General features: G+C 71.6%; 26 protein-coding genes and 2 pseudogenes. 5 read left to right on the forward strand and 23 right to left on the reverse strand.

Annotation, left to right across the window (positions count from 1 at the left end):
• Positions 1 to 4 precede the first annotated feature (4 nt).
• The 11 genes and pseudogenes from OHA72_RS64250 to rimP form a co-directional block, all read right to left on the reverse strand.
• Positions 5 to 1,292, reverse strand: a pseudogene (locus OHA72_RS64250) (MATE family efflux transporter).
• 564 nt (positions 1,293 to 1,856) lie between these two features.
• Positions 1,857 to 2,075, reverse strand: a complete 219-nt coding sequence (locus OHA72_RS64255; protein ID WP_327005761.1) for a DUF6186 family protein — start codon at positions 2,073 to 2,075, stop codon at positions 1,857 to 1,859.
• A gap of 31 nt (positions 2,076 to 2,106) precedes the next feature.
• Complete coding sequence (locus OHA72_RS64260; RefSeq protein WP_327005762.1) at positions 2,107 to 2,508, reverse strand: hypothetical protein; 402 nt, start codon at positions 2,506 to 2,508, stop codon at positions 2,107 to 2,109.
• Positions 2,509 to 2,561: 53 nt separating this feature from the next.
• Positions 2,562 to 3,593, reverse strand: a complete 1,032-nt coding sequence (locus tag OHA72_RS64265) for a DHH family phosphoesterase (RefSeq protein ID WP_327005763.1) — start codon at positions 3,591 to 3,593, stop codon at positions 2,562 to 2,564.
• Entirely contained in the window at positions 3,590 to 4,087 is a 498-nt protein-coding gene (rbfA, locus tag OHA72_RS64270) for a 30S ribosome-binding factor RbfA (RefSeq protein WP_327005764.1), read from the reverse strand. The genes OHA72_RS64265 and rbfA overlap by 4 nt, the downstream gene beginning before the upstream one ends.
• A gap of 87 nt (positions 4,088 to 4,174) precedes the next feature.
• Positions 4,175 to 4,471 (reverse strand): DUF503 domain-containing protein, encoded by a 297-nt coding sequence (locus OHA72_RS64275; protein ID WP_327005765.1) that lies wholly within the window; start codon positions 4,469 to 4,471, stop codon positions 4,175 to 4,177.
• 20 nt (positions 4,472 to 4,491) lie between these two features.
• The gene (locus tag OHA72_RS64280; protein WP_327005766.1) at positions 4,492 to 4,866 is read right to left on the reverse strand and encodes a hypothetical protein; all 375 of its coding nucleotides are present in this window, start codon (positions 4,864 to 4,866) and stop codon (positions 4,492 to 4,494) included.
• 87 nt (positions 4,867 to 4,953) lie between these two features.
• Positions 4,954 to 8,016, reverse strand: a pseudogene (gene infB, locus OHA72_RS64285) (translation initiation factor IF-2).
• 160 nt (positions 8,017 to 8,176) lie between these two features.
• The gene (locus OHA72_RS64290) at positions 8,177 to 8,476 is read right to left on the reverse strand and encodes a YlxR family protein (RefSeq protein WP_327005767.1); all 300 of its coding nucleotides are present in this window, start codon (positions 8,474 to 8,476) and stop codon (positions 8,177 to 8,179) included.
• 5 nt (positions 8,477 to 8,481) lie between these two features.
• The gene (nusA, locus tag OHA72_RS64295) at positions 8,482 to 9,516 is read right to left on the reverse strand and encodes a transcription termination factor NusA (protein ID WP_327005768.1); all 1,035 of its coding nucleotides are present in this window, start codon (positions 9,514 to 9,516) and stop codon (positions 8,482 to 8,484) included.
• Positions 9,513 to 10,106: a ribosome maturation factor RimP gene (rimP, locus tag OHA72_RS64300; protein WP_327005769.1), complete on the reverse strand. Its 594-nt coding sequence runs from the start codon at positions 10,104 to 10,106 to the stop codon at positions 9,513 to 9,515. The genes nusA and rimP overlap by 4 nt, the downstream gene beginning before the upstream one ends.
• A 209-nt stretch (positions 10,107 to 10,315) precedes the next feature.
• Here rimP and OHA72_RS64305 point away from each other — a divergent pair, with 209 nt between their 5' ends.
• From OHA72_RS64305 to OHA72_RS64315, 3 genes are read left to right on the forward strand one after another with little or no spacing between them, the layout of a single operon-like run.
• Positions 10,316 to 10,780: a hypothetical protein gene (locus OHA72_RS64305; protein ID WP_327005770.1), complete on the forward strand. Its 465-nt coding sequence runs from the start codon at positions 10,316 to 10,318 to the stop codon at positions 10,778 to 10,780.
• Between the two features lie 49 nt (positions 10,781 to 10,829).
• Positions 10,830 to 11,261 carry a DUF4439 domain-containing protein gene (locus tag OHA72_RS64310; protein WP_327005771.1) on the forward strand — a complete coding sequence of 144 codons (432 nt, stop codon included), beginning with the start codon at positions 10,830 to 10,832 and terminating at the stop codon, positions 11,259 to 11,261.
• On the forward strand, positions 11,262 to 11,726 hold the full coding sequence (locus OHA72_RS64315) for a nitroreductase/quinone reductase family protein (protein ID WP_327005772.1): 465 nt from the start codon (positions 11,262 to 11,264) through the stop codon (positions 11,724 to 11,726).
• 228 nt (positions 11,727 to 11,954) lie between these two features.
• Here OHA72_RS64315 and OHA72_RS64320 read toward each other — a convergent pair whose 3' ends face one another.
• Together OHA72_RS64320 and map are read right to left on the reverse strand one after the other, a co-directional pair.
• A complete protein-coding gene (locus tag OHA72_RS64320) occupies positions 11,955 to 12,572 on the reverse strand; it encodes a VIT1/CCC1 transporter family protein (RefSeq protein ID WP_327011946.1) in 618 nt (205 codons plus the stop codon).
• A 112-nt stretch (positions 12,573 to 12,684) separates the two neighbouring features.
• Positions 12,685 to 13,542, reverse strand: coding sequence for a type I methionyl aminopeptidase (gene map, locus OHA72_RS64325; protein ID WP_327005773.1), 858 nt, complete (start codon positions 13,540 to 13,542; stop codon positions 12,685 to 12,687).
• A gap of 52 nt (positions 13,543 to 13,594) precedes the next feature.
• Between map and OHA72_RS64330 the strand changes: the two genes are divergently transcribed.
• Positions 13,595 to 13,792, forward strand: a complete 198-nt coding sequence (locus OHA72_RS64330) for a hypothetical protein (RefSeq protein ID WP_327005774.1) — start codon at positions 13,595 to 13,597, stop codon at positions 13,790 to 13,792.
• Positions 13,793 to 14,067: 275 nt separating this feature from the next.
• Here OHA72_RS64330 and OHA72_RS64335 read toward each other — a convergent pair whose 3' ends face one another.
• From OHA72_RS64335 to OHA72_RS64375, 9 genes are all read right to left on the reverse strand, one after another.
• Positions 14,068 to 14,787, reverse strand: a complete 720-nt coding sequence (locus OHA72_RS64335) for a gamma-glutamyl-gamma-aminobutyrate hydrolase family protein (protein WP_327005775.1) — start codon at positions 14,785 to 14,787, stop codon at positions 14,068 to 14,070.
• Between the two features lie 4 nt (positions 14,788 to 14,791).
• Positions 14,792 to 15,697 carry a TIGR03619 family F420-dependent LLM class oxidoreductase gene (locus OHA72_RS64340; RefSeq protein WP_327005776.1) on the reverse strand — a complete coding sequence of 302 codons (906 nt, stop codon included), beginning with the start codon at positions 15,695 to 15,697 and terminating at the stop codon, positions 14,792 to 14,794.
• Positions 15,698 to 15,794: 97 nt separating this feature from the next.
• On the reverse strand, positions 15,795 to 16,478 hold the full coding sequence (locus OHA72_RS64345; RefSeq protein ID WP_327005777.1) for a gamma-glutamyl-gamma-aminobutyrate hydrolase family protein: 684 nt from the start codon (positions 16,476 to 16,478) through the stop codon (positions 15,795 to 15,797).
• Positions 16,475 to 17,242 carry a 3-oxoacyl-ACP reductase gene (locus tag OHA72_RS64350; RefSeq protein ID WP_327005778.1) on the reverse strand — a complete coding sequence of 256 codons (768 nt, stop codon included), beginning with the start codon at positions 17,240 to 17,242 and terminating at the stop codon, positions 16,475 to 16,477. Before OHA72_RS64350 ends, OHA72_RS64345 begins: the two co-directional genes overlap by 4 nt.
• Positions 17,243 to 18,592, reverse strand: a complete 1,350-nt coding sequence (locus OHA72_RS64355; RefSeq protein ID WP_327005779.1) for an aldehyde dehydrogenase family protein — start codon at positions 18,590 to 18,592, stop codon at positions 17,243 to 17,245. It lies immediately after the preceding gene.
• Positions 18,593 to 18,598: 6 nt separating this feature from the next.
• Positions 18,599 to 19,924, reverse strand: a complete 1,326-nt coding sequence (locus OHA72_RS64360; protein ID WP_327005780.1) for a glutamine synthetase family protein — start codon at positions 19,922 to 19,924, stop codon at positions 18,599 to 18,601.
• 38 nt (positions 19,925 to 19,962) lie between these two features.
• Positions 19,963 to 20,706 carry a FadR/GntR family transcriptional regulator gene (locus OHA72_RS64365; RefSeq protein ID WP_327005781.1) on the reverse strand — a complete coding sequence of 248 codons (744 nt, stop codon included), beginning with the start codon at positions 20,704 to 20,706 and terminating at the stop codon, positions 19,963 to 19,965.
• Positions 20,707 to 20,766: 60 nt separating this feature from the next.
• Complete coding sequence (locus OHA72_RS64370) at positions 20,767 to 22,308, reverse strand: amino acid permease (protein WP_327005782.1); 1,542 nt, start codon at positions 22,306 to 22,308, stop codon at positions 20,767 to 20,769.
• 18 nt (positions 22,309 to 22,326) lie between these two features.
• Positions 22,327 to 23,256 (reverse strand): choline/ethanolamine kinase family protein, encoded by a 930-nt coding sequence (locus OHA72_RS64375; protein ID WP_327005783.1) that lies wholly within the window; start codon positions 23,254 to 23,256, stop codon positions 22,327 to 22,329.
• A 190-nt stretch (positions 23,257 to 23,446) separates the two neighbouring features.
• On the opposite strand from OHA72_RS64375, the gene OHA72_RS64380 reads away from it, so the two are divergent.
• Entirely contained in the window at positions 23,447 to 25,867 is a 2,421-nt protein-coding gene (locus OHA72_RS64380) for a GcvT family protein (RefSeq protein WP_327005784.1), read from the forward strand.
• Between the two features lies 1 nt (position 25,868).
• On the opposite strand, the gene OHA72_RS64385 is transcribed toward OHA72_RS64380, so the two are convergent.
• Positions 25,869 to 26,216, reverse strand: a complete 348-nt coding sequence (locus OHA72_RS64385) for a YybH family protein (RefSeq protein ID WP_327005785.1) — start codon at positions 26,214 to 26,216, stop codon at positions 25,869 to 25,871.
• Positions 26,217 to 26,262 lie beyond the last annotated feature (46 nt).

The raw sequence follows: 26,262 nt of genomic DNA on the forward strand, positions 1-26,262 counted from the left end.
TATGTCAACGCACGGCGCCGACCACGGCCCATTTGTCGCCGGCGAGGCGCCAGAGCAGGCCGGCCAGGCGCAGCGCGATGAACAGGCACAGGGCGATCCACACGCCGCGCAGGCCGCCGTCGAGCAGGTACGCCAGCCAGATGCCGGGCAGGAAGCCGCCGAGGGCGGACACGAGGGTCAGGTTGCGCAGGTACCGGATGTCGCCGGCGCCGAGGAAGACGCCGTCGAGGGCGAAGACGACGCCCGCGGCGGGCATCATGGCGACGAACCACCACCAGGCGGTCTTTGCTTCGGCGTACACCTGAGGATCGGCGCCGAACCAGGGCCGCACGGTCGCCAGGGCGGCCGCGACGAGGAACGCGAACACGATGCCCGACACGAGGCCGGCGGTGGTGATGCGGCGGGCCAGCAGCTTCGCCTCGTCGGCGCGGTCGCCGCCGAGCGCGGCGCCGACGAGGGACTGCGCGGCGATCGCGACCGCGTCGAGGGCGAGTGCGGTGAAGAAGAACAGCTGGATGGCGATGAGGTGCGCGGCGAGGCTGGCGGTGCCGAAGCGGGCCGCGACCGCCGACGCGGACAGGAAGCACGCCTGGAACGCGGCGCCGCGCAGCAGCAGGTCCCGGCCGAGCGTCAGCTGGTGGCGGATCACGTCGAGGTGCGGGCGCAGCGGGACGCGCTCGGTCAGCAGCGCCCGCACGAACAGCAGGCCGACGGCGCTCTGGGCGACGACGTTCGCGACGGCGGAGCCTTCCAGCCCCAGGCCCAGCGGGTAGACCAGCAGCGGGCAGAGCACGGCGGACAGCACGTTGGCGCCGAGGACGTAGTACAGGGGGCGGCGGGTGTCCTGCACGCCGCGCATCCAGCCGTTGCCGGCGGTGCCGAGCATCAGCCCGGGCGCGCCGAGGGCGGCGATGCGCAGCCAGTCGGCCGCGCCGTCGGCGACCGGGGCCCGGCGACCCGGCGATGGCGCGGGTCAGCGGCCCGGCGACCAGCTCCAGGGTCACCATGATGGCGACGCCGCCGGCGAGGGCCAGCCAGGACGCCTGGACGCCTTCGGAGACCGCGGCCTCGCGCTGGCCGGCGCCGAAGCGGCGCGCGGCGCGGCCGGTCGTGCCGTAGGCGAGCACGGTGCCGAGCCACACGGCGAGCGCCATGACCTGGCCACCGATGGCCAGGGAACCCAGCTCCTCGCGGCCCAGGTGCCCGACGACCGCCGTGTCCACCAGGACGTAGAGGGGCTCGGCGGCCAGCACCACGAGCGCCGGCAGGGCGAGGGCGGCGACACGACGCATCACGGTCACCGCGACAGCGTAAGGAGTTAACCTCCTACGCGCTACTTACAAAGGTGATCAGCCCCGGCGGTCCATCGACATCTGCAGGGCGGCACGGGCGCGCTCGCGCGTGTCGGGGGTGGACTCCTGCGGCTTGGGCTGGGGCTTCGGCTGCTCGGGCATGACACTGGTCTCCTGACTGGTGACGCGACTGACGGCGCGGTTGGTGTGTTGACGGTCCGATCGCAGGGACGCCGGGGTCACCGGCGGCCACGCCAACGCACGACCAGGAGACCGACGATGGGTGGTGTCGGTCTGAAACGTGGATCGGTGGGTCTTGCGCATCTGATTCCTCGCTGACGGCGGCTGTTGTGAACTGGGCCGTGGACGCCCGCCGCCGGGTTCCGCTGGAAGCGGTCAGGCCCGGGACGGGCGGCGAAGAATTCGTACGATGCGCATGGCGACTAAGTTATCGTTCAGTTCCACGATGTGCGACGTCATCCCGCGATCTGGACGTTGTTACCTGCGGGTTTACCTGTCGGATGCACGTCAGCGGGCTCCCCGGCGGTCGTGTCAGCAAGCTCGTCAGCGGGCCAGGAAGTGCCAGCCGAGCCACCACCAGAAGCCGAACATCGCGATCCGCCCGACCGGCAGCGGGCCGACCCGGTAGCGCATGACGACGCCGCAGACCTCGCCGAGGGTCGGCACCCGCGAGCCCTCCCGCCGGGCCGCGATCTCGACCGCGGCGAAGAGTCCCAGCGTCACGGTGAACGCGGCCGCGATGCCCGCCTGCGCAAGGGTCATGCCGTCTCCCCCGTGGTGCTCCGCCGGCCGGTCATCGCCGCACCATCGCCCAGAACGCCCACAGCCAGCCGAAGTACGCGGCGGCACGGGCGAGGTAGTGCTCCAGCAGCGGGTCCGCCAGCCGGGACAGCGTCGGATAGGCCCGCGAGCCGATCAGGAACGTGACGCCCTCGACGACCGCGAAGAGCCCGATCGGCAGCAGCCACCACGCCGAGGCCCTGGGCAGCCGCGCCGGCGAGGTGCGCTTCGGCACCGCGGCGGACATCCCGAGCCACAGCAGCGCGCCTCCGGCGCCGAGGACGAGCAGGTTGGCCCGCAGGGAGAACGACGGCAGCGCCCCGCCCACGAGGGCGATCAGGGCGAAGACCGGTGCCAGCACGACCGGACGGGCCCAAACCCGGTCGACCTCCGCAACCAGCTCAGGTCGGTCCATGCATCGATTGTCACCGCATAACCATCTCGCGTGCTACCGATGTCAGCCCTGGATTAACCCTGATCCACGAGGACGACCCGGTCGGCGAGCGCGGCACGGATCGAGTCCATGACGCCCTCGACGGTGCCGGAGGCGCTGAACCCGGCCGCGAAGCGGTGCCCGCCGCCGCCGAGGCCGACCGCGACGCGGCTGACGTCGACGGCGCCCTTGCTGCGCAGCGAGACCGACCACTCCCCCGGGCCGACGGGCTTCACCACGCACGCGATGTCGGCCTCCGCGACGCAGCGCACCGAGTCGATGAGCGCCTCGACGGCGCCCGCGGGCTGGTCGAACTCGGCGAGGTCGTCGAGCGTCACATACGTCCACGCGAGGCCGAGCCCGCCGGCCGGCTCGAAGGCGGTGCGGGCCAGGGCGACGCCGAAGAGCCGGACCGCGCCGTAGGGCCGGGTGTCGAACAGGCGGCGGGAGATGTCGCCGACGGGGATGCCGGTGGCGATGAGCCGGGCCGCGAGCTCGTGCACCGCCGGGGTGGTCGAGCCGTGCTTGAACGAGCCGGTGTCGGTGGCGAGGGCCACGTAGAGGCACTCGGCGATCTCGGGGTCCAGCGGCACGCCCAGGCGGCTGAGCAGACCCTCGGCCACCACGGACGTCGCGGCCGCGGAGGGGTCGATGAGGTTGATGGCGCCGAAGCCGGCGTTGGACGCGTGGTGGTCCAGCACAATGCCGACCGGCGTGGAGGTCAGGATCGCGGCGAGGGCCCCGAGCCGCTCGATGCTGGCCGCGTCGAAGACCAGCATCGCGTCGGGCAGGGCCACCGCGCTCGCGGGCACCAGCATCGACGCGCCCGGCAGCTCGTCGAAGGGCGCCGGCACGACCATCGGGCCGGGGAAGGTCGCCTCGATCAGCAGCGACGGGGCGAAGCGGCGCAGGCCGAGCGCGAAGCCGAGCATGCTGCCCAGCGCGTCACCGTCGGGGTTGACGTGACACGCGAGCAGCACGCGGGCGCCCGGGGGCAGGCCGCGCAGCGCGGAGACCGCTGCGGCCCACTCCCCGGGCGACGGTCGCACGGCCTGCCCGAGGGTCACCGCCGGTCCTGGCCGACGACGACCTCGTCGTCAGCGCCTTCGGCCCCCGCCAGGTCGTCGCTTCCGATCTCCAGGTCGTCCTCGAGCTTGTAGGGCTGGGCGTCGCCCGCGTAGTGCGCCCCCGCGGCCCGGCGCTGGACCTCGGCGTCGGCGCTGCGCGCGGTGGCCAGCAGGTCGTCGATGTGCTTCACGTGCTCGGTCACGTCGTCGTGCACGAACGCGAGACTCGGCGAGTGGCGCAGCCCGAGGGCCCTGCCGACGGTGGACCGCATCAGTCCCTTGGCGCTCTCCAGCGCCGCCGCCGTGCCCGACTGTGCCGTCGCGTCACCGAGCACCGTGTAGAACACGGTCGCCTCACGCAGATCGGCGGTGATCCGCGCGTCGGTGATCGTGATCATGCCCAGCCGGGGGTCCTTGACCTGCGTCCGCACCACTGATGCGACGAGCTCCTTCACGCGCTCCGCGTGCCGGCGCACCTTTGCCGGATCCGTCATCTCGAACACCTCCGCAGCCAAAACGATCTGACCAACGCTCTGACAGTACCCGCGACGCGACCTGGCGGCCGCTCGCAGAACACAGGACTACTCGTCATCGTCACCGTGCAGCCGACGGCGCACGGAGAGCAACTCGATCTCGGGCCGGCCGGCGACCGCCCGCTCGATGGCGTCCAGGACCTCACGCACGTGGGCGGCCTCCGAGGCGACCACCGCGACGCCGACCTCGGCGCGTCCGTGCAGGTCGAGGGCGCCCACCTCGGCGACGGACACCTCGAACTTGCGCAGATATGCGACGAGCGGCCGCACGTAGGCACGCTTGGCCTTCAGCGAACGGGAGTCACCGGGCAGGAGCATGTCGAAGACCGCGGTTCCGGTATACACGGCCCAAGATCCTAACGACTCTAGGAGAGGCTGGCCACCAATAACGGGGCCGGCGTGACCGGCAGCGGCGCGGCGTCGCGCACGATCGGGCCGGGAGTGCGGCGCGGCAGCCCGGCACCGGCGCTGCCGCCACGGCCCGGATAGACATACACCGTGCGCGGGTCGATCGCGTCGATGGCGGCCACCACCGCCGGCAGGTGCCGGAAGCGGTCCCAGTCGCCGGTCTCGGCGAAGCCGAGCTCCAGCACCACCCCGAACGGCTCGGCCTGCCAGATGAAGTCACGGGCGCCGTGGGTGACGGCGGCCTCCAGCAGCGACTCGGACCAGGCGTCGCGCCACTGCCGCGCGGGCACCTCCCCGTCGCGGACCTCGATCGACCACCAGATGAGGCTCATGACAGATCTGACGGTACGCCGCAGCGCAACATCAAAGAAAGAGCCGCCGCGGGAAAACCCGCGGCGGCCCTTCTCAGCTCTGCGGCATCAGCCGCGCGGCTTCTCCCGCAGCTCCCAGGTCTCGATGACGTCACCGAGCTGGATGTCGTTGAAGTTGCCGAGCGTGATACCGCACTCGAAGCCCTCGCGGACCTCGGTGGCGTCTTCCTTGAAGCGCCGCAGGCCCGCGATGGTGAGGTTGTCGGAGATGACAGCCCCGTCGCGGAGCAGGCGCGCCTTGCTGTTACGCCGGATGAGCCCGGTGCGGACGATGCAGCCTGCGATGTTGCCGAAGCGCGACGAGCGGAAGACCTCGCGGATCTCCGCCGAGCCGAGCTCGACCTCTTCGTAGATCGGCTTGAGCATGCCCTTGAGCGCGGTCTCGATCTCCTCGATGGCCTGGTAGATGACGGTGTAGTACCGGATCTCCACGCCCTCGCGGTCGGCCAGCTCGCGGATGCGACCCTCGGCCCGCACGTTGAACCCGATGACGATCGCGTCGGACGCGCTCGCCAGGTTGACGTCGTCCTGCGTGACGGCGCCCACGCCCCGGTGGATGATCCGGAGCTGGACCTCGTCGGAGACGACGATCTTGACCAGTGCGTCCTCGAGCGCCTCGACCGAACCCGAACCGTCACCCTTGAGGATGAGGTTGAGCGTGGTCTTCTCGCCCTCCTTGAGCTGGTCGAACAGGTTCTCCAGCGTGACCCGGCCGGTGCGCGAGGCCATCTCGGCCGCGCGGCGGCGAGCCTGCCGCTGCTCGGCGATCTGGCGCGCGGTGCGGTCGTCGTCGGCGGCGAGGAACGTGTCGCCGGCGCCGGGCACCGAGGTCAGACCGAGCACCAGGACCGGACGGGCCGGTCCCGCCGACGGCACGGGCTTGCCGTTCTCGTCGAGCATCGCCCGGACGCGCCCGTAGGCACGGCCGGCGACGATCGAGTCACCGACGTTGAGCGTGCCCTTCTCCACCAGCACGGTGGCGACCGGACCACGGCCGCGGTCGAGGTGCGACTCGATCGCGATGCCCTGCGCCGGACCGTCGATCGGCGCGCGCAGGTCGAGCGCGGCGTCGGCGGTGAGCAGCACTGCCTCGAGGAGACCCTCGATGTTGATGCGGCTCTTCGCGGAGATGTCGACGAACATGGTCTCGCCGCCGTACTCCTCGGCGACGAGGCCGTACTGCGTCAACTCCTGGCGGACCTTCGCCGGGTTGGCGTTCTCCTTGTCGATCTTGTTGACCGCGACCACGATCGGCACCTCTGCCGCCTGGGCGTGGTTCAACGCCTCGATCGTCTGAGGCATGACGCCGTCGTCGGCCGCGACCACCAGGACCACGATGTCCGTGGCCTGCGCACCACGGGCACGCATGGCGGTGAACGCCTCGTGACCCGGGGTGTCGATGAAGGTGATCGCGCGGTCGATGCCGTCCTCGCCGTGCGGCACGTGCACCTGGTAGGCACCGATGTGCTGGGTGATGCCACCGGCCTCGCCGGCCACGACGTTGGTGGAGCGGATCGCGTCGAGCAGCTTGGTCTTACCGTGGTCGACGTGACCCATGACGGTCACGACCGGCGGCCGGATGACCAGGCGCTCCTCGTCGACGTCGGCATCGAGGTCGATGTCGAAGCGCGCGAGCAGCTCGCGGTCCTCGTCCTCGGGGCTGACGATGCTGACGACGAAGCCCAGGTGCTCACCGAGCAGCTCCAGGGTCTCGTTGGTGCACGACTGGGTCGCCGTCACCATCTCGCCCAGGTTGAACATCTCCTGGACGAGCGAGCCCGGGTTGGCGTTGATCCGGTCCGCGAAGTCGGACAGCGAGGCACCCTGCGGCAGCCGGATCGTCTGACCCTGACCCCTGGGAGCGCCCGAGCCCATCGTCGGCGCGGACAGGTTGTCGAACTCTTGTCTGCGCTGCTTCTTGGACTTGCGGCCACGGGTCGGCCGGCCGCCGGGACGCCCGAAGGCACCCGCCGCACCGCCACCGCGACCGCGGCCACCGGCACCGCCGCCACCAGGACGACCGGCACCGCCGACGCCCGCGCCGGGCGCGCCGCCGCCGCCACCAGGACCACCGCGGAAACCGCCGCCGGCACCGGCGCCTGCGCCGCCACCGGGACGGAAGCCACCGCCACCGCCGCCGCCACCAGGACCGCCGCGGAAGCCACCGCCGCCGCCACCGGGACCACCGGGACGACCGGCACCGCCGGCGCCACCGCCCGGACCGCCACGGAAGCCACCGCCGCCGCCACCGGGACCACCCGGACGACCGGGACGGTCACCGGGGCCACCGGCCGGGCGACCCGGACGCTGGCTCGGCATCTGCGACGGGTTCGGCCGGGGCCGCCCATCGACGCGGGGTTGGGCCGCGGAGGCATCGCGGACGGGTTCGGCCGCGGGATGTTGCCGGCGGGCGACGGGCGCGTGGGAGCGCCGCCGGACACGCCGAACGGGTTGTTGCCCGGGAACGCGCCGGCGGACGTGCGCCGCCGGGACGTGGCCCTGGCCGGGACGTGGAGCACCGGGGGCCGGCGCGGCACCCGCCTGGGGTGCCGGCGACGCCGGACCGGGACGCGGGCCGGGCGAAGGTGCGCCACCGCTGGGCGGCGGCGCCGACTCACGCCGGGTGGTCTCCCGCTGGCGGGCCTCCTTGGCGGCCTTCATGGCCGCTTCCTGGTCCGCCTTCAGTGCGGCGGCACGCTGCTCGGCGGCCGCCACCTCGATGTCGTGCGCGCTCGTCGGCTTGACCACGGGCGCCGGGCGCGGCGGACCGGGACGCGGGCCGGGCCCGCCTCCTGAGCCACCGCCCGCGGGCGGCTGTGGCCGCTTCGGGGGCGCGAAGGGCTTGGCTGCCGGGACTGCCGGGTTCGGACGCGGTGCCGAGGGCACGGGCGCTGCCGAAGGAGCCGACGATGCCGGCGCAGGAGAAGCCGAGGGCGCTGGTGCGGACCCTCCGGATTCGAAGCTCGCTCGCAGCCGGCGCGCCACTGGCGCCTCAACCGTGCTGGATGCGGACTTCACGTATTCGCCAAGCTCCTGCAGCTTCGCGAGCACGGTCTTACTCTCGACCCCGAGCTCTTTTGCCAGCTCGTGTACGCGGGCCTTGCCTGCCACTGAACTCCTCACCTCGAGGCCGGGCGGCATAGGTCCGCGCCGACCTCACTCGTGCACTTGAAGCCTGGTCATCTCAGGGACTTCATCGTGTGCTCATGTCCGTCGTCCTACCTTGCGTGTCCGGGTGGGGCGATCACGCGCCCACCATCGGCGGTTCCGATCACTGCGATTGCTCCAATGCCGCCGCCTGGGCGACGGCTTCGGCCAGCGGACCGGTGTCCAGGACTCCGGCGAGGCGCAAAGCACGCCCGAAGGCGCGCCGACGCTCCGCTAGCGCCAGGCAAGCCGGATCGGGATGCAGGTGCGCTCCCCGGCCCGGCCGTCTGCGGGCCGGATCAGGAACGGCCAGGAACTGGTCAGGGCCGGACTCGATCGCGACAAACCGCAGTAATTCGGAGGATGACGCGCGCTTCCGGCAACCCACACAGGTGCGTACCGGGGGCGTGCGACGTACCGACAAGAAGTCTACCCTGCGCTTTCGGCTTGTGCCGCGCCCGGTCCCGTGACGTGATCGACGCCGGCGTCCGCGGCGTTGTCCGGGCGGATGTCGATGCGCCAGCCCGTGAGCCTCGCGGCGAGCCGCGCGTTCTGGCCCTCACGCCCGATGGCCAGGGAAAGCTGGAAGTCCGGGACGGTCACCCGGGCGGCCCGGTTGCCCGCATCGACGACCTCGACGTTGAGCGCTTTCGCCGGCGAAAGTGCGTTTCCGACGAACTGGGCCGGATCGTCCGACCAGTCGATGATGTCGATTTTCTCACCGTGCAGCTCGCTCATGACGGCCCGGACCCGCTGCCCCATCGGGCCGATGCAGGCGCCCTTGGCGTTGACCCCGGAGACCGTCGTGCGCACGGCGATCTTGGTGCGGTGGCCGGCCTCGCGGGCGATCGCGGCGATCTCGACGGTCCCGTCGGCGATCTCCGGGACCTCCAGCGCGAAGAGCCGCTTCACCAGGTTCGGGTGGGAGCGCGACAGCGTCACCTGCGGCCCGCGGAAGCCCTTCACCACGTGCACCACGATGCACTTGATGCGCTGACCGTGCTCGTACCGCTCGCCGGGGACCTGCTCGGCGGCCGGCAGCAGCCCCTCGATCTTGCCGAGGTCGATCGAGACGATGCCCTTCTCGGTCCTGGCGTCGTGCGCCTGGATCACGCCGGTGACCAGGTCACCGTCGCGTCCCACATATTCGCCGAAGTGCGCCTCGTCGGTCGCCTCGCGCAGCCGCTGCAGGATGACCTGCTTGGCCGTCATCGCCGCGATCCGGCCGAAGTCGTGCGGGGTGTCCTCGTATTCCCGCACGATCGTGCCGTCGTCGTCGAGGTCCTGCGCGAGGACCGACGCCGTGCCGGTCTTGCGGTCGATCTCGACCCGGGCGTGCGGGTTGGCCCCCTCGGTGTGCCGGTATGCGGTCAGCAACGCGGTCTCGATCGCCGCGAGGATGGTCTCGAACGGGATCTCCCGCTCACGCTCCAGCGCGCGGAGCGCCGCCAGGTCGATGTTCACGCCTCGTCCTCCCCTTCCTCGTCGTCGTCATCAAGGTCGTCGTCTTCGTCCAGGTCTTCAGGCAGCTCGGCGAGCCGCTTCATCTCCACCTGCACCTTGCCGGGGCCCAGGTCCGCGAACGCGACCGTCTGCGCGGCGCCCTCCACGTCCAGGGTCACCCCGGTCTCCGTCACCGCCGTCACCCGGCCGGTCACCGGCTTGCCGGCGACCTCGACGAGCACCAGGCGGGTCCGGTTGCGCCGCCAGTGCCGCGGCTCGGTGAGCGGCCGGTCGACCCCGCGGGAGCCGACCTCCAGCTCGTACTCCCCCGCGATGAGCTCGTCACCGGCCGCCTCGGCCTCGTCCAGCGCGGCCGAGACCGCGCGCGACACCTCCGCGACCGCGTCCAGGTCGACGCCCTTGTCGCTGTCGACCGCGACCCGCAGCAGGTGGCGCCGCCCGACCCGGCTGACGTCGAGGTCCTCCAGGTCGTAGCCGGCCGCCACCACGACGGGCTCGACCACCTTGCGCAGGCGCTCGCGGTGCGCACCGGCGTCGCGGGCTCCAGCATCCCGCGAACCGCCGACGCGGCGATCCCGCTGCTGAGCCATGATCGACACCTCTTTCTGCACCGCCCCGACGGGCGCACGGCTTCACGCCGCCTGCGACGGCATGCGCGGGCGGCTCTCCGCAGAGCGTAACGCGCGGTGACCTCCGGTGTTCCGGCGGCGCTCCCACCGGGCCGCGACTGTGCTCCACCGGGCGCGTCGGCGGTGGGTCGTGTACACCGAAAAAGGGCTGGATAGTGTTCACTGTGCGCGTGTCCTCCCGCAGAGCCGTCCTCGCCGCCGCCGCAGCGGCAATGACGACCCTCACCGCCTGCGACATTCCGAAGAGTTCCGCGGCAACCTGGCATCCCGCGCCGGACGTGCTGCTGCCGCTGCTCACCCGCACCGTCGCGCTGCGGGACCGCTACGTGGAGGTCCTCGCCGCGTTCCCGGCGCTGCAGGACCGGCTCGGCCCGCTCAAGGACAACCACGCCGCGCACGTCGTCGCGCTCGCCCGCGAGGTCGGCCTCGACGAGCACGGCCCGATGCCGGCGGCGAGCGCGTCGGCCGGCCCGGTCGTCCAGGACCAGACGGCGGCGGTGAAGGAGCTCGCCGGGCTGGAGAAGACCGGCCAGGAGGACGCGACCACCGCTTGCCTGGCCGCCCCGTCCTACCGCGCGGCCCTGCTCGGCTCGATCGCCGCCTGCCGCGCCGCCCACGTGGAGGTGCTCACATGACAGCGACCCGGGCCGGGATGCCTGCCGGGACGCCGGCCGGAGGCCCCGCATGACGACCCCCGCCGACGAGCGGCTCGTGGCGGCGCTGCAGGCCGAGCACGCCGCGATCTACGCCTACGGCACGGCCGGCGCCAAGCTCGACGCAGGGACCGTCGGCCTGGCCCGCGCCGCCGACGCCGCCCACCGCACCCGCCGGGACGCCCTGGTCGTCCGGCTGTCCGGCGCCGGGGTCACGCCGCCGCCTGCGGCACCCGCGTACGCGCTGCCGTTCCCGGTCACCGACCGCACCTCGGCGCTGAAGCTCCTCGCGATGGTCGAGGACCGCACGGCCGCGCAGTGGCGCCTGGCGCTGCCGCCGACCGCCGGTGAGGTGCGCCGGCTCGCCCTCGACGCGCTGGTCGACTGCGCCGCGCGGGGCGCCGCACTGCGCCAGGTCGCCGGCACGACCCCGCTGACCAGCGCGTTCCCCGGGAAGGTCTAGATGCTCGGCAGGATCGTCAAGCGGCTCGGGCACAAGCCGTGGTTCGCCGCGGCGGCCCGGCGCATCGTGCGGCTCGACCGGTGGCTCCAGCGGCGCTCCAAGGGGCGCATCGTGCCGATCAACGCCGCCGGCGTCACCACGCTGCTGCTGACCACCACCGGCCGCAAGTCCGGGCAGCCCCGCTCCCAGCCGCTGCTGTTCGTCCGCGACGGCGACGACTTCATCGTCATCGGCTCCAACTGGGGCCAGGCGCACCACCCGGCCTGGACGGCGAACCTCCTGGCGGATCCCCGCTGCGCGATCACCTGGAAGAACCAGGAGCTGCAGGCCACCGCGGAGCTGGTACGCGACGGCGAACGCGCCCGGCTGCTGGAGGTGCTGACCGCCAACTGGCCCGCGTACCGGACGTACCAGGAACGGGCCGAGGGGCGAGAAATCCGGATATTCCGCCTGCGCGGGATCTGAAACCTCCGGTACTCCCGAAAGCGTGCCATCGCAAGGGCGCAGGACGCCACGGACGTGTCCGCTCCGCGACGATCGTTGCATCACGCCACGAGCGTCCGAACGAGAGGAGACCGACATGCGCCGCACCGCTTGGGCCGGTCCGACGATGCAGCCGCGTCGTTAACGACAACCGTCTCGTGAGCCCTGCCGTCCGGGAAGACCACCACCTTCCCGGACGGGCCAGGTCACTCACACCCCGATGAGCTTTCCGACCAGATATGTGGCCCCGGCCGCCGCCGCTCCGAGCAGCAGCTGCCGGACCCCCGAAGCCCACCAGCGCCGGCGGGTGTACCGGGAGATCAGCGACCCGGCCACGAACAGCCCGGCGCCGCCCGCGGCCAGCGCCGGCCACAGGCTCGTGCCGCCGAGCAGATACGGCAGCAGGGGCACCAGCGCCCCGACCGAGAAGCACGCGAACGAGGACCCGGCCGCGACCCACGGGCTGGGCGCGTCATCCGGGTCGACCCCGAGCTCCTCCTGCGCGTGGACCCGGACCGCCTCGTCGATGTCGCGCCCCAGCGTGGAGGCGACCTGCATCGCGAGGTCGGCGGGCAGCCCGCGGCCCTGCCAGATCCGGGCGAGCTCCGCGGCCTCCTCCTCCGGGAAGCGCGTCAGCTCCCGCCGCTCCTTGGCGACCTCCGCGGCGATCTGCTCGTTCTGCGCGCGGACGCTGGTGAACTCGCCGAGCCCCATCGAGATCGCCCCCGCGACCAGCCCGGCCGTGCCGGTGAGCACGATCGTGCGCGGCGCGATCCCGCCGCCGCCGACCCCGGCGATCAGCGCGATGTTGGTGACGAGCCCGTCCATCGCCCCGAACACCGCCGCCCGCAGCCACCCACCGGACACGTCCGCATGATGATGCGCATCCTGCGATGCGGGATGCGTCACGTGACCTGCGCTCCGCTGCACACCGGACCGGTCACGGCAGGGTCAGGATCTCGTAGCCGTCCTCGGTCACCACGATGGTGTGCTCGAACTGCGCCGTCCACTTGCGGTCCTTGGTGACGACCGTCCAGCCGTCCTTCCAGATGTCGTAGTCGTGCGTGCCGTGCGTGATCATCGGCTCGATCGTGAACGTCATGCCGGGCTCCATGATCGTGGTGACCCGCGGGTTGTCGTAGTGCGGCACGTAGAGCCCCGTGTGGAACACCTCGTTGATGCCGTGCCCGGTGAAGTCACGCACCACGCCGTACTGGAAGCGTTTCGCATACGCCTCGATGACCCGCCCGATCGCGTTGATCGGGCGCCCGGGCGCGACGGCGCGGATGCCGCGCATCATCGCCTCCCGGGTCCGCTCGACCAGCAGCCGGTCCTCCTCGGCGACGTCACCGACGCAGAACGTCTGGTTGGTGTCGCCGTGCACCCCGCCGATGAACGCGGTCACGTCGACGTTGAGGATGTCGCCGTCCTCGATCACGGTCGAGTCGGGGATGCCGTGGCAGATCACCTCGTTGAGCGACGTGCAGCACGACTTCGGGAAGCCCTTGTAGCCCAGCGTCGACGGATACGCCCCGTGGTCGCACAGGAACTCGTGCACGACCCGGTCGATCTCGTCGGTGGTCACCCCCGGCTTGGCGTGCTCGCCCGCCAGCGCCGTCGCCTGCGCCGCGAGCCGGCTGGCGACCCGCATCCGGTCGATGATCTCCGGCGTCTGCACATCCGACCCGCGATGCTTGCTCGGGGCGCGTTTCCCCACATACTCGGGTCGCGCGATCGAGGCCGGAACCTGACGCCATGGTGTTTGCGTGCCGGGGACAAGCGAAGCGCGGACGGTCATGCCGAAAAGCCTAACGCGCATCAACCAGGCATGGTCTGGGTAACCCCTGTGCATGATCGACGACGACCGCGTCAGCAGCCGCGCAGAGGAACTCCTGCCCGAGGAGCTCGCCGCCGGCAGCGAGGACCCGAAGGCTCAGGCCGAGGCGCTCCTGCAGGACTCCGACGACCGCGAGCACTACCGCGAGTCGGCCCCCGACCTGCGCATCGACCACCGAACCTCAGACGAGGCCGCCGCCACCGGCGAGTAGCTCGTCCAGTTACGATCGTTGAACTCGATGCCGTTCCCCCGGCACACCTCACGGCCGGAGTCCTCGAAGTGGCGCTCCAGGCGAGCCGCGACCTTCTGGTGCTTCCATGCCGGCGGCGGCGTCATCCGCAGCACTCCCTCGTGCAGCTCGATACGAAAGCGTCCGGAAGGGTCCATGCGCAGGACGTCGTCCACCGTGAGGAGACCGCTCGTCGGATCTCCCATGGGAACTTCGATGAGCACGTCCATCACCTTCATGACGCGAGCGTAGCGGGCTTATGGCCGTATGGCTACAGAGGATTTGTGGGCGCGGGCGGCTTCGATGAACGCGGCGAAGACCCTGAAGTCGGTGGTGTCCTCGGGGTGCCACTGGACGCCGATGGCGAAGGACTTCGACGGGTCCTCGACGACCTCGATGAGGTTGTCGTCGGGGCACCAGCCGGTCGGGACCAGGGCGCCGGGGTCGGCGCAGCCCTGGTGGTGGAAGGAGTTGACCATCACCGAATCGCCGAGGATCTTGGCCGCGAGGGTGCCGCCGGTCAGGATGACCGGGTGCTCGCCGAACTTGGGGCCGCTGACCGGGCGGTGGTCGTTGTGGCCGAGCACGTCGGGCAGGTGCTGGTGGAGGCGGCCGCCGTAGGCGACGCACATCAGCTGCATGCCCCGGCAGATGCCCAGCAGCGGCAGGTCCGCGGCCAGGGCGGCGCGCATGAGCAGCAGCTCGGCGGCGTCGCGCTCGGGTTTGACCTTCGTGGTGGCATGGGGCGGCTCGCCGTACAGGTCCGGGTTCACGTCGGAGCCGCCGGTGAACATGATCCCGTCGAGTCCGTCCAGGACGTCGATGTCGGGGTCGTCGGGGGTCACGAGGACCGCCCGGCCGCCGGAGGCGTGCACCGCGTGCACGTAGGACAGCGGGAGCACGGCCGAGAAGGTGTCGTTGAGCCCGAAGCGGGTCTCCTCGGCGTAGGTGGTCAGGCCGATCACCGGTCGCGACATGTCATCAACCTAATCCCACGGGTGCGAGGTTGTGCAGGATCTCCAGGGCCCGATCCCTGGCGGCCTCCGGCTCCAGCGTGATCAGCGAGTCCCAGTTGAGATCGTAGAAGACCTCGGTGACGCCCTGCGTGGCCAGCCACGCCGTGCCCTCGCGGATCTGCTCGTAGGTGCCTGACAGCGGCGGGCGGCCGTCGGCGTCGAGCTCCAGTTCGGTGAGCTTGAGCACACCCCGGCAGACGACCCGCGGCGAAGCGCGACCGGAGGACTCGGCGCCCTGCCGTACCAGGGCGACGTCCGAGGCGATGTCGGACAGGTTCGTCGCAGAGCGGCTGACCCACCCGTCGCCGATCTCCCCGGCGCGCCGGATCGCGGCGGGGACGGCGCCACCGAGCAGGATCGGCACGCCGGGGCGCTGGACCGGGCGGGGCTCCATGCGGCTCGGCGGCACGGTGTAGAACTCGCCGTCGAAGCTCGCCCCGCCGGACCACAGCGCCCGCAGCACGGCGACGTATTCGCGGGTGCGCGCGGCCCGCCGCTCCGCGACAGCGCCGGTCGCCGCGTACTCGACCGGTGACCAGCCCACGCCGAGCCCGAGGTCGACCCGGCCGCCGCTGAGCACGTCGAGGGTCGAGACCTGCTTCGCCAGGACCACCGGCGACACGAACGGCAGGTTGACCACCGCCACGCCGAGGCGGATCCGGCTGGTGCGGGCGGCGGCGAAGGTCAGCGCGACAAGCGGGTCCAGCACGCTGCGATAGACGGGATCCAGGGCCTGGTCGGCGCCGACGAGGAGCCGCTGGAAGGTCCACAACGAGTCGTAGTCGAGCCGTTCCGCCTCGCCGGCGAACTCGACGAGGAGCTCAGGGGTGGCCCACGATCCTGACACCGGCAGTCCGAACCCGACGCGCATCAGTCCAACCTACCCAGATTCCAGCTCCGTAGGCTTCGCCCAACGGTTGCGTGGGGGCTGCACCACCCCACACCCCCCATGCCCGCTTCGCTCCCACTCAGGCTATTGCCCTGACCAACGCGGCGAACGGGCGTACGTCGGCGGCCTCCTCCGGGTGCCACTGCACGCCGAGGACGAAGCGGCGGGCCGGGTCCTCGACGGCCTCGATGACGTCGTCGTCGGCCCAGCCGGTGACGGTCAGGGAGCCCGGGTCGTCGACGGCCTGGTGGTGGTACGAGTTGACGTCCGCCACCTCCCCGAAGATCGCCGCGGCGCGGGAGCCGGGCGCGAAGCGGGCCGGATGCGCGCCGTAGACGCCCGGGCTCGGCTGGTGCCGCTCATTGCCCAGGACGTCGGGCAGGTGCTGGGTGAGCGTGCCGCCGAAGGCGACGGCGAGCAGCTCCATGCCCCGGCAGACACCCAGCACCGGCAGGTCGGCGTCCAGCGCGGCGGCGAGCACCGCCAGCTCGCCGCTGTCGCGGTCCGGCCGGGTCTTCGTCGCCGGGTGGGCCGGCGCGCCGTACTGCGCCGGCTCGATGTCGGCGCCGCCCGCCAGGACCAGGCCGTCGAGGCGGCGGACCAGGTCGGCGGCGTCGTCGGGCGACGGCGGCAGGACGATCGGGCGGGCGCCGGCCTCCCGCACCATCCGCACGTAGCCCTCCGGGATGAGCACCGCCCGCGTGTCCCACACGCCCCAGCGGGCCGGCTCCACGTAGGCGGTGATACCCACGACGGGAGTCACAGCGGCGTCACGTAGGCGCCGGTGATGCCGCCGTCGACGAGGAACGTGGAGGCGGTGATGAAGGACGCGTCGTCGCTGGCGAGGAACGCGACCGCGCCGGCGATCTCCTCGGGCTCGCCGAAGCGGCCCATCGGCACGTGCACGAGGCGCCGCGCGGCCCGCTCGGGATCCTTGGCGAAGAGCTCCATGAGCAGCGGGGTGGCGATCGGGCCGGGGCACAGCGCGTTGACCCGGATGCCCTCGCGGGCGAACTGGACGCCGAGCTCGCGGGTCATGGACAGCACGGCGCCCTTGCTCGCGGTGTACGCGATCTGCGAGGTGGCGGCGCCCAGCAGCGCGACGAAGCTGGCGGTGTTGATGATCGAGCCCTTGCCCCGGGCGCGCATGTGCGGGATGGCGTACTTGCAGCAGAAGTAGACGCTGGTGGTGTTGACCTTGAGCACCCGCTCCCAGGCCTCCAGGCCGGTGTCGAGGATCGAGTCGTCGTCGGGCGGGGAGATGCCGGCGTTGTTGAAGGCGATGTCGAGCCGGCCGTACCGCTCGGCGACGCCGTCGAACAGCGCCTTGACGGCCTCCTCGTCGGCGACGTCGGCGGCGACGAACTCCCCGCCGACCTCGTCGGCGGCGGCCTTGCCCGCGTCGGCGTTCAGGTCGACCACGACGACCTTGGCGCCCTCGGACGCGAACCTGCGCGCCGTGGCGAGTCCGATGCCGCTGCCGGCGCCGGTGATGACCGCGACCCGGTCCTGGAGACGAGCCTGCACTTAAACCTCCGTGCTGAAGAAGACGTTCTTGACTTCGCTGAACGCGGCGACCGCGTCCGGTCCGAGCTCACGGCCGAGGCCGGACTGCTTCACACCGCCGAACGGCGTCCAGTACCGCACCGAGGAGTTGGAGTTGACGCTGAGGTTGCCGGCCTCGACGCCCCGCGCGACGCGGATGCCGCGGCCGAGGTCGCCGGTCCAGATGGAGCCGGACAGGCCGTATTCGGTGTCGTTGGCGAGGCGGATCGCGTCGGCCTCGTCGTCGAAGCGCAGCACCGACAGGACGGGGCCGAAGATCTCCTCGCGCCAGTGCCGGTCCTGGGTGGATTCCGCCGCCAGGACGGTGGGTGCCATCCAGTAGCCGGGGCCGCCGGGGGCGGTGCCCTCGATGACCGCCTTGTCCACATAGGACCCGACCGATGCCAGCTGACCGGCGGAGATCAGCGGCCCCATCTGCGCGGTCTCGAGGGACGGGTCCTCGCAGCGGAACGCTTGCACCGACTGCTCCAGCAGCGCCATGAACTCGTCGTAGACGCTGGACTGGACCAGCAGGCGGGACCGCGCGCAGCAGTCCTGGCCGGCGTTGTCGAAGACCGCGCCCGGCGCGCCCGCGGCGGCCTTGGCCAGGTCGGCGTCGGCGAAGACGATGTTGGCGCTCTTGCCGCCGAGTTCGAGGGTCACCCGCTTCACCTGCTGGGCGCAGCCGGCCATGATGCGCTTGCCGACCTCGGTGGAGCCGGTGAAGCAGACCTTCCGCACGAGCGGGTGGGTGACGAACCGCTCGCCGACGACGGAGCCCTTGCCCGGCAGCACCGTGAACACGCCCTCGGGCAGCCCGGCCTCCAGGGCCAGCTCACCCAGTCGCACGGCCGTCAGCGGGGTCAGCTCGGCGGGCTTGAGGACCACGGTGTTACCGGCGGCGAGCGCGGGTGCGAAGCCCCAGCCGGCGATCGGCATCGGGAAGTTCCACGGCACGATGATGCCGACGACGCCGAGCGGCTCGTAGAACGTGACGTCCATGCCGCCGGCGACGGGGATCTGCCGCCCGCTGAGCCGCTCCGGCGCCCCGGCGTAGTAGTTGAGCACGTCGCGGACGTTGCCGGCCTCCCACCGGGCGTTGCCGATGGTGTGCCCGGAGTTGCGGACCTCCAGCTGGGCGAGCTCCTCGTTGTGCTCGTCGACGAGCGCGGCGAAGCGGCGCAGCAGCCGGGCCCGGTCGCCGGGGGCCACCGCCCGCCAGGCCTGGAACGCCCGGTGGGCCTTTTCGATCGCGGCGTCGGTCTCCTCCACGCTGGTGGAGGGCACCGTGGCGACCACTTCCTCGGTCACCGGCGAAATGACGTCATGCATGATTCTTCAGAGCCTTTCGAAGCCGCGCTGGAGTTCCCAGTCGGTGACTGCCGCCTCGAACGCTGCCAGCTCGACCCGGGCGTTGTTGGCGTAATGGGCGACGACGTCCTCACCGAACGCGGCGCGGGCCAGGTCGCTGGCCTCCCAGAGGGTGAGCGCCTCGCGCAGGGTCGACGGGACCCGCGGCGCGCTGTCGTCCTGGTACGCGTTGCCGGTGTAGATGTCCTCGAGGGGCAGCTCGTTGCGGATGCCGTGCAGCACGCCGGCGGTCATCGCGGCGATCGCCAGGTAGGGGTTGACGTCGGCGCCGGGGACCCGGTTCTCGACCCGCAGCGACGGGCCGTGACCGACGACGCGCAGGGCGCAGGTGCGGTTGTCGTTGCCCCAGCGCACCGCGGTCGGCGCGAACGAGCCCGCCTGGTAGCGCTTGTAGGAGTTGATGTTGGGCGCGTACATGAGCGTGAACTCGCGCATGGTGGCCAGCAGGCCGGCCATCGCGTGGTGGAACACGGTCTCGTCGACCCGCGTGCCGTCGTTTCTCAAGGAGAAGTGGATGTGGCAGGAGTTGCCCTCGCGCGCGTTGGGCTTGGCCATGAACGTGATGGACATGCCCTCCAGCGCCGCGATCTCCTTGGCGCCGTTCTTGTAGATCACGTGCCCGTCGGCGTTGCGCAGCGCCTCGTCGTAGCGGAACGCGATCTCGTGCTGGCCGAGGTTGCACTCGCCCTTCGCGCTCTCGGGGACGAGCCCGGCGCCGGCCATGTCGTTGCGGATGCGGCGCAGCAGCGGCTCGACCCGGGCGGTCTGCAGCAGCGAGTAGTCGGCGTTGAAGACGTTGGCGGGGGTCAGGCCGCGGTAGCCCTTGGCGTATGCGTCCTCGTAGGTGTCGCGGTACGCGACGAACTCCAGCTCGGTGCCGGTGTAGGCGGTGTAGCCCGCCTCGGCCAGCCCGGCGAGCTGGGCCTGCAGGATCTGCCGGGGTGACGCGGCGACCGGCGACTCCCCGTCGAGCCAGCGCAGGTCCGCCAGGACGAGCGCGGTGCCGGGCTGCCACGGGATCCGGCGCAGGGTGCTGAAGTCGGGGATCATCGCAAAGTCGCCATAGCCGCTGGACCACGACGACATCGCGTAGCCCTCGACGGTGTTCATGTCGACGTCGACGGCGAGCAGGTAGTTGCAGCCCTCGGTGCCGTGCGCGATGACCTCGTCGAGGAAGTGCGGGGCGTAGAACCGTTTGCCCTGCAGCCGGCCCTGCATGTCGGTGACCGCCACGACGACGGTGTCGATCTCGCCATCGTCCACGGCGATGCGCAGCTGCTCGATCGTCAGCATCGTCCCCACCCCTAAAGGTCTAGAAAGAAACCATAAACTCAACCCAGCAGGCCGCGCAACAGCGCGGCGGTGGCGTCGCAGTGCTCTTCCATCTCGGTGCGCGCCACGACCGGGTCGCCGGCCAGGATCGCCTCGACGACCCGCTCGTGCTGGAGGTCGGAGTGGTCGAGGTTGCGGCGCAGCACCGGAATCGCGGCCAGCAGCCGGTCCAGGCGCAGCTGCACGTCGGCGATCGAGGCGGCCACCGACGTGGAGCCGCTCGCCGAGGCGATCGCCAGGTGCAGCCGGGAGTCGTTGACCCGCCGCGTCCTGGGGTCCCTGGTCCGCGCCGCGGACAGGCAGGCCACCAGGTGCGCCCGGTCGGCGGCGGACAGGGCGCGGGTCGCGGCGAGCGCGGCGGCGCCGGGCTCCAGGACCCGCCGGAAGTCCAGGGCGTCGTGCAGCGTGTCGCCCATCTCGCGGGCGAGGGCCGCGGCGTCCTGCTCGGCGGCGTCGGCGTGCGAGTCGCCCGTCGAGCGCACCACGAACGTGCCGCCCGAGCGACCCCGCCGTGACTCGAGGAAACCGGCCTCCCGCAGCGCGGCGATGGCCTCGCGCAGCGTCACCCGGCTCACCTGGAGGCGCTCCGCCAGCTCCCGCTCCGGCGGCAGGCGCTCGCCGACCGGTACCAGACCCAACCGGATCGCCTGTGCCAGCCGCGCGACGGTGATCTCGAAGGCGTTGCCGCCCCGCACCGGTCGCCACATCGGCACGCCCGACAGGGGCTCAGTGGCCACCGGCATCCGCCCTCCTCGCCTCATGGTCCGGGCGGCGTTCGCGCGCCGCCCGGACCACATCATTCCTTACTCGATGGCGCTGGCAGTGTCCTCTGCGATCGCTTCATCGATCGTGCGGATCGGGCCCTTGAACCAGTGCTTCGCCGACAGCGTCCACCACAGCGCGGCACCGCCGACGACCAGCAGGATCGCGAGCGGGGCGTAGTTGACCGACGTCCAGGCGAACTCCTTGTTGCCCGGGATGCCGGTCGGCACGAAGGGCAGCACGAAGTAGACCGAGATGACGGCGATCTCGATGACCGCGATCCAGCCCAGCACCTTGTACTTCGCGCCGAGCGTCCACGGCCCGGGCACGAACTTGTCGCCCATCTTCAACCGCAGGTAGATCGGGATCAGGAAGGCCAGGTACAGGCCGATGACCGCGACCGACACCACCGCGTAGAAGGCGGTGGGCACGCCGAGCGGGCTCTTGTACAGCGCCGGCAGGGTGAGCACGAGACCGGCCGCCGAGGCGCCCAGGATCGCGTTGACCGGGGTGCCGTTGCGGTCCACCTTGGACCACAGCTGCCAGCCGGGCACGGCCCGGTCACGGCTGAACGCGTAGGTCATCCGGGACATGCTCGTCACGCAGCTCATGCCGCAGAAGAACTGCCCGATGGTGGAGATGAGGATGACCGCCTTGAAGAAGCCGGAGCTCAGCGACGTCTCGAAGACCGCGCCCGAGAACCCGCCTGCCGCCGTGATCGCCTCGACGTCGTTGGCCGCGAACAGGAACGACAGCAGCAGGATCCAGCCGCCGATCGCCGAGTAGAAGATGGACTGCCACAGGCCCTTCGCGGCGGCCGTGGACGCGCCCATCGTCTCCTCCGACACGTGGGCGCACGCGTCGAAGCCGGTGATCGTGTACTGGGTGAGCAGGAAGCCGAACGGCAGCACCAGGAACCAGTACAGCGCGTCGGAGTAGCCGGAGTTGTTGAACCGCTCCGTGAAGACGAACTCCAGGCTCTGGTGCTTCTCCGGCACGAACACCAGGATCAGCACGACCGCGGCGGCACCGAACACGTGCCACCACACCGAGACGTTCTGCAGCACGTCGATGACGTTGTGGCCGAAGATGTTGATCGCCGCGTGCAGCGCGAGGATCACCACGAACAGTAGGAACGTCAGGTACAGGTTCGCGCTGTCCCAGCCGCTGTACGCGTCGAGCACCAGGCTCAGGAACGTCGCGCAGCCGTAGTCGACGGACGCGGTGACGGCGATCAGGCCGACCAGGTTGAGCCAGCCGGTGAACCAGCCGTGGATCGGCTTGCCCATCTTCGCGGCCCACCAGTAGATGCCGCCGGCCGTCGGGTACGCCGACACCAGCTCCGACATGCACAGGCCGATGATCAGGATGAAGACCGAGATGATCGGCCAGCCCCAGGAGATGGCGACCGGACCGCCGTTCATCCACGCCTGGCCGAACGTGGTGAAGCAGCCGGCGAGGATGGAGATGATGGAGAACGAGATGGCGAAGTTGGAGAAGCCGCTCCACTTGCGGCGCAGCTCCTGCTTGTAGCCCAGCTCGGCGAGCCGTTGTTCGTCGGCGTCGACGGTCGGTGATGCCATGGGCACCTCCTTGCGTGTTTAGGGGTGGGGGGTCCTTCCGCTGACCGCCGCCAGGAGCCTGCCGAGTCCGGGGTCGTCCAAGGACTCCTTGGCCTGGCCCCACTTGTCGGCCGCCTCCGCCGCATAGTCGAAGGCGGCGGACGCAAACAGTCCATGGTGGACGGTGAACCACAGCGTCCAGGTGACGTTGGACGCGACTTGAAACAGCCGGACCCTCGCGCGGAGGGTCTCGTCCGCCTCGGCGAAGTACTCCTCTGCCAGCAGGCCGACCAGATCCGGGTCGTAGTCGGCCTCCGCGGCGATGTCGCCGAGCTCGAATGCGGGGTCGTTGTTGCCGGACAGCTGGTAGTCGATGATCCGCACGCCGTCGCCGGTGGCGATGAAGTTCTCGGCGAGCAGGTCGTTGTGGCACGGCACGCTCGCCAGCGGTCTCGCGGCAAGCGCTTGCTCAATGGCGTCCACTGTGGACGACCGGGACAGGTAGCCGTCGGGCAGCGGCAGGTCGTGCCGCGCACAGACGTCGAGGAGTTCGGCGCGCTTGGCGAAGATGTCGAAGTCGTTGCCGAACGCCGGACCGGCGTGCAGCCGGCGGCAGGCGGTCGCGATGGACGGGATGATCTCGGGCCGGCGCACCTCGGCGGCGCCGAGGGTCCTGCCCGGGAGGAACTCGATGACGACCGCCGGCACGTCCGGCAGGACCTCGTAGACGTGCGCGCCGACGGTGTGCGCCGCGAGGACGGTGTTGGCGATCTCCTGCTCCGGCGGGATGCCGAGCCCGGCGGCGGACACCGCCGGTTCGAGGACCCGCAGGACGTAGGGCACGCGGTCGACGTCGACCCGGTAGATGTGGTGGGACAGGCCGCCTTGGAGCCGCTGCCATTCGACCGCGCGGCCCATCCACGACGGGACCCGCTCGAGCAGGTCCGCGATGGACGGCACCGCAGTCATGGCACCCGGCCCCTTCGCCGCGCGGTCCACGCCGGTTACAGACCTTTTACACCCTGTGGCCTGTAGTGATCGGCGTCATAGTGGGGCACAGTTAACGCCTGCGTCAGCCGGTCGTCAAGAGGGATCTTCGCGTTTACCGGTATTGCTTCAGACCTTTTACAAGCCCGGCACGTGGGATCACAATCATGCAATGTCGGAGCTCCCAGCAGCCTCTCGTGTTGTGGTGATCGGCGGCGGGGTCGCCGGTTGCAGCGTCGCGTACCACCTGGCACGGCTCGGCTGGACCGACGTCGTCCTGCTCGAGCAGCACGAGCTCACCGAGGGCACGACCTGGCACTCGGCCGGCTTCGTCGGGCAGCTGCGCTCCACCGTCAGCCAGACCCGGATGATCATGTACTCCTCCGGCCTGTACGCGGAGCTGCGCGAGCTCACCGGCCTGGACCCGGGCTGGCGCGGCGTCGGCGGGCTGCGGCTGGCGACCACACCGTCACGGGTCGAGGAGCTGCGGCGACAGGTCAGCTCCGCCACCACGTACGGCCTGGAGCTCGACCTGCTGACCGCCGCCGAGACGAAGGACCGGCTGCCGCTGCTCAACGTCGGAGACGTCCTGGCCGCAGGCTGGCTGCCCGGCGACGGCTGGCTGGAGCCCGCGCAGCTGGCCGCCGCGCTCGCCGCCGGCGCCACCGCGCTCGGCGTCCGGATCGTCACCGGGGTCCGGGTCACCGGGATCGAGACCGTCGCGGGGAGGGTCGCCGCCGTCGTCACCACGGCCGGGCGGATCGCCACCGAGGTCGTCGTCGACGCCGCCGGCGCCGCCGCGGGGCACGTCGGGCGGCTGGCCGGCGTCGACGTCCCGATCGTGCCGATCAAGCACCAGTACGTCGTCACCGACCCTCTGCCCGGCGCCGGTTCCACAGTGGACATCCCGACCGTCCGCGACCCGGACCGGATCGTCTACTTCCGCGGCGCCCCCACGCCCGAGGGCGGTCTGCTCGTCGGCGGGTACGTGCGGGACCCGTCGCTGTGGGACGACCCCGATCCGCTGTCCGTCGCACGTACCGTGTTCGAGCCCGACCTGGAGAAGTTCGCCGAGTCGTGGGGCAACGCCCGGCATCGCGTACCAGCGCTGCAGACCCTGGGCATGGACCGGATCGTGCACGGGCCGGAGGCGTTCACCCCCGACGGGGAGTTCCTGCTCGGCGAGACCGCGGTCGCCGGATTCTGGGTCGCCGCCGGGTTCTGCGTCCACGGGCTCGCCGCGGCCGGCGGCGTCGGCAAGGTGATCGCCGAGTGGATCGTCGACGGCACCCCGGAGTGGGACGTGTCCACGATGGACATCCGGCGGTTCGGCGCCCACGCCGCCAGCCGCACCTGGGCCGCGACGAAGGCCCTGGACGGCTACTCCCGCTACTACGACGTGGTGTACCCGGGGCAGGAGTGGACCGCCGGCCGGCCGCTGCGCCGCTCGCCGGTGTGGCCGCGCCTGGCTTCTCTGGACGCCGCGCTGGGCGAGAAGGCCGGCTGGGAGCGGGCGAACTGGTTCGGCGTCAACGCCGCCGATGCCGCCGACGCCACCGCTCCGCGCGGGTGGGCCGGGCGGCACTGGTCGCCGGCGATCGCCGCCGAGGTCGCCGCGACCGCCACCGCCGCCGGGCTGTTCGACCAGTCCTCGTTCGCGAAGCTCGACGTGCGCGGCCCGGGCGCGGTGCGGCTGCTGCAACGGTTGTGCGCCAACGACGTCGACCGGGCCGTGGGCACCCTCACGTACACGTCGATGCTGAACTCGCGCGGCGGGGTCGAGGCCGACCTCACGGTGACCCGGCTCGGGGAGTCGCACTTCCGGATCGTCACCAGCACCGCGAGCGGCGTGCGGGACGCGGCCTGGATCCGCCGGCACGCCCTGGGATCCGACGTGACGGTCGACGACGTCACGTCCGCCCACGGCTGCCTGTGCCTGTGGGGGCCGGCCGCCCGCGACATCCTCCAGCCGCTCACCGACGCCTCGCTGTCCAATGTGGATTTCCCGTTCATGCGGGCCCGGCACCTGACGGTCGGCCCGGTGCCGGTCCTGGCGCAGCGGGTCACGTTCGTCGGCGAGCTCGGCTGGGAGCTGTACGCCCCTGCCGAGTACACGCTGACGCTGTGGGACCTGCTGATGGAGGCCGGGGCGCCGCTCGGGCTGCGGCCTGGTGGCTACCGGGCGATCGACGCGATGCGCCTGGAGAAGGGGTACCGGGTCTGGGGCTCCGACCTCACCACCGACACCGACCCGATCTCCGCCGGGCTCGGCCCGTTCGTCGACCTGTCCAAGGACTTCATCGGCCGGGACGCCCTGGGCACACCCGAGCGGTCGCTGCGCTGCCTCGTGCTGGACGACCCGGCCACCGTCTGCCTCGGCGGCGAACCCGTCCGGGTCGACGGCGTCCCGTGCGGCCGGGTCACGTCCGGCGGGTTCGGGTACCGGGTCGGCGCATCCATCGCCTACGCGTACCTGCCGGCGTCGACGGCGGTGGGCACCGCGGTCGAGGTGTCCGTCTTCGACCACTGGTCCCCCGCCGTCGTGCGCGACGAACCCCTCTACGACCCCAAGATGCTGCGGGTGCGCGCCTGAGCTAGTCCTGTTCGGGGCGGTCGATGACGCGCAGCCAGCTGCCGTCCGGCTGGCGGCGCACGACCTGGACCCGGCCGCCCTTGCCGTCGGCGGACCGGGTGCCGGTCAGCGCGAGGTCGCCGTTGACGATCGTCGGCGTGAGCGGCTCCAGCTCGAAGTGCGGCACGTGCTGGATCATCGCCTCGCAGACCTCCTGGATCGGGGCGCGGCCGACGGTCGTCGAGCCCGGCGGGTAGGCCAGGACGGCGCCGGGCTCGTACAGCGCGGCGAGCCCCTCGGCGTCGCCCGCGTTGGCCCGCTCGACGAACAGGCGGGTCAGGTCCTCGGGTGTCTTCGCTGTCGTTGTCATGCCTCCACCGTGCCCGTCGCGGTTGCAGAACGCCAAGAGCGGTTCC

Origin of the sequence: Dactylosporangium sp. NBC_01737 (assembly GCF_035963215.1) — a bacterium.
Classification (GTDB): domain Bacteria; phylum Actinomycetota; class Actinomycetes; order Mycobacteriales; family Micromonosporaceae; genus Dactylosporangium.